Source organism: Pseudomonas sp. NFACC05-1 (assembly GCF_900100135.1).
GTDB lineage: Bacteria > Pseudomonadota > Gammaproteobacteria > Pseudomonadales > Pseudomonadaceae > Aquipseudomonas > Aquipseudomonas fluorescens_Q.
Genome location: NZ_FMTR01000050.1, coordinates 1 through 5,771 on the forward strand (window position 1 = coordinate 1; position 5,771 = coordinate 5,771).

5 protein-coding genes are annotated in these 5,771 nt (G+C 61.7%); 4 read left to right on the plus strand and 1 reads right to left on the minus strand.

Features of this window, described 5'->3' with window-relative positions:
- Window positions 1-378: 378 nt before the first annotated feature.
- A complete protein-coding gene (locus tag BLO97_RS30350) occupies window positions 379-1,962 on the minus strand; it encodes a peptide chain release factor 3 (protein WP_092146081.1) in 1,584 nt (527 codons plus the stop codon).
- Window positions 1,963-2,294: 332 nt separating this feature from the next.
- On the opposite strand from BLO97_RS30350, the gene BLO97_RS30355 reads away from it, so the two are divergent.
- From BLO97_RS30355 to BLO97_RS30370, 4 genes are read left to right on the plus strand one after another with little or no spacing between them, the layout of a single operon-like run.
- The gene (locus BLO97_RS30355) at window positions 2,295-3,011 is read left to right on the plus strand and encodes an ABC transporter permease (RefSeq protein WP_092146083.1); all 717 of its coding nucleotides are present in this window, start codon (window positions 2,295-2,297) and stop codon (window positions 3,009-3,011) included.
- 25 nt (window positions 3,012-3,036) lie between these two features.
- Window positions 3,037-3,939 (plus strand): glycine betaine ABC transporter substrate-binding protein, encoded by a 903-nt coding sequence (locus BLO97_RS30360; RefSeq protein WP_092349804.1) that lies wholly within the window; start codon window positions 3,037-3,039, stop codon window positions 3,937-3,939.
- A gap of 15 nt (window positions 3,940-3,954) precedes the next feature.
- Window positions 3,955-4,608, plus strand: coding sequence for an ABC transporter permease (locus BLO97_RS30365; RefSeq protein WP_018611336.1), 654 nt, complete (start codon window positions 3,955-3,957; stop codon window positions 4,606-4,608).
- On the plus strand, window positions 4,605-5,762 hold the full coding sequence (locus tag BLO97_RS30370) for an osmoprotectant ABC transporter ATP-binding protein OsmV (protein WP_092349807.1): 1,158 nt from the start codon (window positions 4,605-4,607) through the stop codon (window positions 5,760-5,762). Before BLO97_RS30365 ends, BLO97_RS30370 begins: the two co-directional genes overlap by 4 nt.
- Window positions 5,763-5,771: the final 9 nt, after the last annotated feature.

The following is a 5,771-nucleotide window of genomic DNA, read 5'->3' on the forward strand; positions in this document are numbered from 1 at the left end:
GGCAAACGGGCAGATCTCCCAGGGTAATTCGCGCGACCTTCCTGCTTATGCCTGTCGGATCTACGTCACAGCGTTCCGTGCAAGTATTGGGCTTTGGCAATTTTGGCTACCTTACCCCGCTGCACCGCCTAATCCGCTTCCTGTTCGTCAGGCCAGCATTTTGCCTCGGGCTTCCTTCAGATTCGCAGTCACCCGCGACACCCTTGCCTCTGGCTAACACTTCCCCTTGCCGGGTGTGTAGAGGACTTTCACCTCCAAGTCACCAGCGTGACCACCACAGCCAAGCTGGTTGCGCTTGCGCGCAACGCGCCATGCCTGGCGCACCAATAAAAAACCCCGCAGATTTCGCTACGGGGTTTGGGGGATGAAGCTCAAGGCTTAATGATGCTCACGCGTCGCCCGGAATTTCACATCCGGCCAGCGCTCTTCCATCAGCGCCAGGTTGACCCGGGTCGGGGCCAGGTAGGTCAGGTGACCGCCGCCGTCCAAGGCGAGGTTTTCCACGGCCTTGTTGGAAAACTCCTCGAGTTTCTTCTTGTCGCCGCATTCGACCCAACGGGCGGAGTACACGGTGATCGGCTCGTAGGAGCACTCGACCTTGTATTCCTCTTTCAAGCGGCTGGCGACCACGTCGAACTGCAGCACACCGACCGCGCCGAGGATGATGTCGTTGCTGCGGGTCGGGAAGAACACCTGGGTGGCGCCCTCTTCGGCCAGTTGCTGAAGGCCCTGGCGCAATTGCTTGGACTTGAGCGGATCCTTCAGGCGCACGCGGCGGAACAGTTCCGGGGCGAAGTGCGGGATGCCGGTAAAGCCCAGGGTTTCGCCTTCGGTGAAGGTGTCGCCGATCTGGATGGTGCCGTGGTTGTGCAGGCCGATGATGTCACCGGCGAAGGCTTCTTCCAGTTGTTCGCGTTCCGAGGAGAAGAAGGTCAAGGCGTCGCCGATGCGCACGTCCTTGCCAGTGCGCACATGGCGCATCTTCATGCCTTTTTCGTATTTGCCGGAGCAGATGCGCATGAAGGCGATGCGGTCGCGGTGCTTGGGGTCCATGTTCGCCTGGATCTTGAACACGAAGCCCGAGAATTTCTCTTCCACCGGTTCCACGGTGCGCTCGTTGGCGACGCGGGCCAGCGGGCGCGGTGCCCAATTGACCACGGCGTCGAGCACATGGTCCACACCGAAGTTGCCCAACGCGGTCCCGAAGAACACCGGGGTCAGTTGACCGTCGAGGAATTCCTGCTGGTTGAACTCGTGGCAGGCGCCCTGCACCAGCTCCAATTGCTCGACGAAACGATCGTACTCGTCGCCCAGGTGCGCGCGGGCTTCATCTGAGTCGAGCTTCTCGATGATCTTCACCTCGGTGCGCTCATGCCCGTGACCGGCGGTGTAGACGATGATGTAGTCGTCGGCCAGGTGGTACACGCCCTTGAAGTCGCGGTAGCAGCCGATCGGCCAGGTGATCGGCGCGGCCTTGATCTTCAGCACCGCTTCGATCTCGTCGAGCAATTCGATCGGGTCGCGGATGTCACGGTCGAGTTTGTTGATGAAGCTGACAATCGGCGTGTCCCGCAGACGGCAGACGTCCATCAGCGCGATGGTCCGTGGCTCGACGCCTTTACCGCCGTCGAGGACCATCAATGCCGAGTCCACTGCCGTCAGGGTGCGGTAGGTGTCTTCGGAGAAGTCTTCGTGGCCCGGGGTGTCGAGCAGGTTGATCATGTGGTCGCGATACGGGAACTGCATGACCGACGTGGTAATGGAAATACCCCGTTGTTTTTCCATTTCCATCCAGTCGGAGGTGGCATGGCGGTCGGACTTGCGAGATTTCACCGTGCCGGCGATCGCGATCGCCTTGCCCATCAGCAAGAGCTTTTCGGTGATGGTGGTCTTACCGGCATCGGGGTGGGAAATAATGGCGAAAGTGCGGCGTTTCGCGACTTCGGCGGCCTGTTTGGTCATGGGAAATCGCCTGGCAGGTGATTCAAAAAAGGGCGGCGATTATAGCTCAACTTGCGCCAGGAACCGAACCGTTGAGCACATCCAGGGTGGCCAGATCTTCCCTGGCATGGGAACCTTTAGCCGCGTGGAGGCGTCCACCACCCTGCTACGGCTGTTCGTCAGGGTCTGAAAAATCAGCAAGTTAGCCTGACGAGGCTGCGCTCATGGCTCGATTTACCTGCCGTTTTACCGGTATGGAAAAGAGCTGCTTCTCGCGAACGTTTTCCCGGCAACCAGTGATGGTTTGCCGCCCGGGAAAGCGTGCGCCGACTGAAAGACAAAGGAGTCCGCCTGTGGCTATCCGCTATGGCAAAGGGCTTATCGGGGGTGCGGTCGTCGTCGCGCTCCTGGCCCTGTTGGTCCACTGGATCGGCATCGATACGATCCAACGCTACCACGACGATCTGCTGTTCTACCTGCAAGCGCACCTGCTGCTTGTCCTGGCCTCCATGCTGGCGGCCCTGCTCGTGGGCATTCCCGCTGGCATCGCCCTCAGCCGCCCCGGCATGGTCGGGCGCGCCGAACGCTTCATGCAAGTGTTCAACATCGGCAACACCGTGCCGCCCCTGGCCGTGCTGGCCATCGCCCTGGGCATCCTGGGCATCGGCAGCGGTCCCGCCATCTTCGCCCTGTTCCTCGCCTCGCTGTTGCCCATCGTGCGCAACACTTATGAAGGCCTGAAAAACGTCCAGGGCTCCCTCAAGGAAGCCGCCGTCGGCATCGGCATGACCCCGCGCCAGGTGCTGTGGAAAGTCGAGTTGCCCAACGCCGTGCCCATCATCGTCGGTGGCGTGCGCGTGGCCCTGGCGATCAACGTCGGCACCGCGCCGCTGGCGTTCCTGATCGGCGCCAACAGCCTCGGCAGCCTGATCTTCCCCGGCATCGCCTTGAACAACCAGCCGCAGCTGCTGCTCGGCGCGGCCTGCACCGCCCTGTTGGCGTTGTTGCTCGACGGGCTGGTGACACTGGCCAGCCGCCTCTGGCTGGAACGCGGTCTGCAACCGTCATAAGCCGGCTGGATAAAGGAAATCGTTTATGAAGAAGTTGAGCTTGATACTGGGCTGCGTGCTGCTGTTCGCAGGATTCGCCCAAGCCGCAGAAAAACCACTGATCCGCCTTGGCGCCCGGGTGTTCACCGAACAGACGCTGCTGGCGGAAATCACCGCGCAATACCTGCGCAGCAAGGGCTACGACGCGCAGATCACCGGTGGCCTGGGCAGCAACCTGGCCCGCAGCGCCCATGAAACCGGGCAACTGGACATGCTCTGGGAATACACCGGCGTGTCGCTGGTGGCCTACAACCACGTTACGGAAAAACTCGATAGCGCCCAGTCCTACGCCCGGGTGAAAGAACTCGACGCGAAAAAAGGCCTGGTCTGGCTGACACCGTCGAAATTCAGCAACACCTACGCCCTGGCCCTGCCAGAAAAAATCGCCCGTCAGTACCCGCAGATCAACAGCATCAGCCAATTGAACACGGTGCTGCAGGCCGAAGCCGCTGACAATCATCTGGTGGCCCTGGACACCGAGTTCGCCAACCGCTCCGACGGCCTGGCGGGCATGGTCGAGCAGTACGGCATGAACCTGACCCGCAAGAACATCCGGCAGATGGACGCAGGCCTGGTCTACACCGCCCTGCGCAACGGCCAGGTGTTCGCCGGGCTGGTGTACACCACCGACGGCCGGCTGAACGCGTTCAAGCTGAAATTGCTGGAAGACGACAAGCATTACTTCCCCGACTACACCGCCGCGCCCGTGGTGCGCCAGGCGTACCTCGACACGCATCCGCAGCTGGCCGCGCAGCTCAAGCCCCTGGCCGAGCTGTTCGATGACGAAACCATGCGCCAGCTCAACGCCCGCGTGGACGTCAACCATGAAAGCCCTTCCACCGTTGCCGCCGATTTCCTGCGCCAGCATTCCCTGCTCTCAACCCAATGACCTGGAGGAAAAGCCATGGATTTTCTTGACGCCTTTTCCCATCTGGACTGGCCGCTGGTGCTGCACCTGACCTGGCAGCACATCACCCTGGTGGGCATCGCTGTGACCCTGGCCATCGTGGTCGGCGTGCCGCTGGGCATCTTCATGACCCGCTTCCCGACGCTCGCGGGCCCGTTACAGGCCAGCGCCACCGTGCTGCTGACGATTCCGTCGATCGCGCTGTTCGGCCTGTTGCTGCCGTTCTATTCCAAATTCGGCCAAGGCCTGGGCCCGATGCCGGCGATCACCGCGGTGTTTCTCTATTCGCTGTTGCCGATCATGCGCAACACCTACCTGGCCTTGACCGGCGTCGAACCGGGCATCCGTGAAGCCGCCCGGGGCATCGGCATGACCTTCGCCCAGCGCCTGCGCATGGTCGAACTGCCCATCGCCGTGCCGGTGATCCTGGCCGGCGTGCGCACCGCCGTGGTCATGAACATCGGCGTCATGACCATCGCCGCCACCATCGGCGCCGGTGGCCTGGGCGTGCTCATCCTCGCTTCCATCAGCCGCAGCGACATGTCGATGCTGATCGTCGGCGCCGTGCTGGTCAGTCTCCTGGCCATCTTCGCCGACCTGCTTCTGCAATGGCTGCAACGCTCGCTGACCCCAAAAGGACTATTGAAATGATCGAACTTCAAAACCTCAGCAAAACCTTCAAGAGCAACGGCAAGGACGTCAAGGCCGTGGACTCGGTGAACCTGATCGTCAACGAAGGCGAGATCTGCGTGTTCCTCGGGCCGTCGGGATGCGGCAAAAGCACCACGCTGAAGATGATCAACCGCCTGATCCCGCCCACTTCGGGCAAAGTGTTGATCAACGGCGAGGACACCACCGGCCTGGACGAAGTGACCCTGCGCCGCAACATCGGCTACGTGATCCAGCAAATCGGCCTGTTCCCGAACATGACCATCGAGGAGAACATCACAGTGGTCCCGCGCCTGCTGGGCTGGGACAAGCAGAAATGCCACGACCGTGCCCGCGAACTGATGAGCATGATCAAGCTCGAACCCAAGCAGTACCTTCATCGCTACCCTCGCGAGTTGTCCGGTGGCCAGCAGCAACGGATCGGCGTGATCCGTGCCCTGGCGGCCGATGCGCCGCTGCTGCTGATGGACGAACCCTTCGGCGCGGTGGACCCGATCAACCGCGAAATGATCCAGAACGAGTTCTTCGAGATGCAGCGGGCGCTGAACAAGACCGTGATCATGGTCAGCCACGACATTGACGAGGCCATCAAGCTGGGGGACAAGATTGCGATCTTCCGCGCCGGCAAGCTGGTCCAGTTCGATCACCCGGACACGTTGCTGGCGCATCCGGCCGACGAGTTCGTCAGCAGTTTCGTCGGCCAGGACAGCACGCTCAAGCGCCTGTTGCTGGTCAAGGCCGAAGACGCGGCGGACAACGCCCCGTCGGTCAGCCCCGAGACACCAGTGAGTGAGGCACTGGAGTTGATGGACGAACATGACCGTCGCTACGTGGTGGTCACCTGTGCCGAGAACAAGGCCCTGGGTTATGTGCGACGGCGCGACCTGTACCGTCAGAGCGGCACCTGCGCGCAGTACTTGCGTGAATTCAACGCCACCGCGGCCTACGACGAACACCTGCGCATCCTGCTGTCGCGCATGTACGAGTTCAACCGTTCGTGGCTACCGGTGATGGACGCCGAGCGGGTGTTCCTCGGGGAAGTGACCCAGGAATCGATTGCCGAATACCTGAGCTCCGGACGCTCGCGTGGCGGCAAGACCAGTATTGTTTCGCCGGCCGAGACTGCGTTGGCCTGACTACTGATA

Coding starts and splice junctions, on each gene's coding strand:
- BLO97_RS30350 (WP_092146081.1), bottom strand. CDS start 1,962: ATGACCAAACAGGCCGCCGAAGTCGCGAAACGCCGCACTTTCGCCATT.
- BLO97_RS30360 (WP_092349804.1), top strand. CDS start 3,037: ATGAAGAAGTTGAGCTTGATACTGGGCTGCGTGCTGCTGTTCGCAGGA.
- BLO97_RS30370 (WP_092349807.1), top strand. CDS start 4,605: ATGATCGAACTTCAAAACCTCAGCAAAACCTTCAAGAGCAACGGCAAG.
- BLO97_RS30365 (WP_018611336.1), top strand. CDS start 3,955: ATGGATTTTCTTGACGCCTTTTCCCATCTGGACTGGCCGCTGGTGCTG.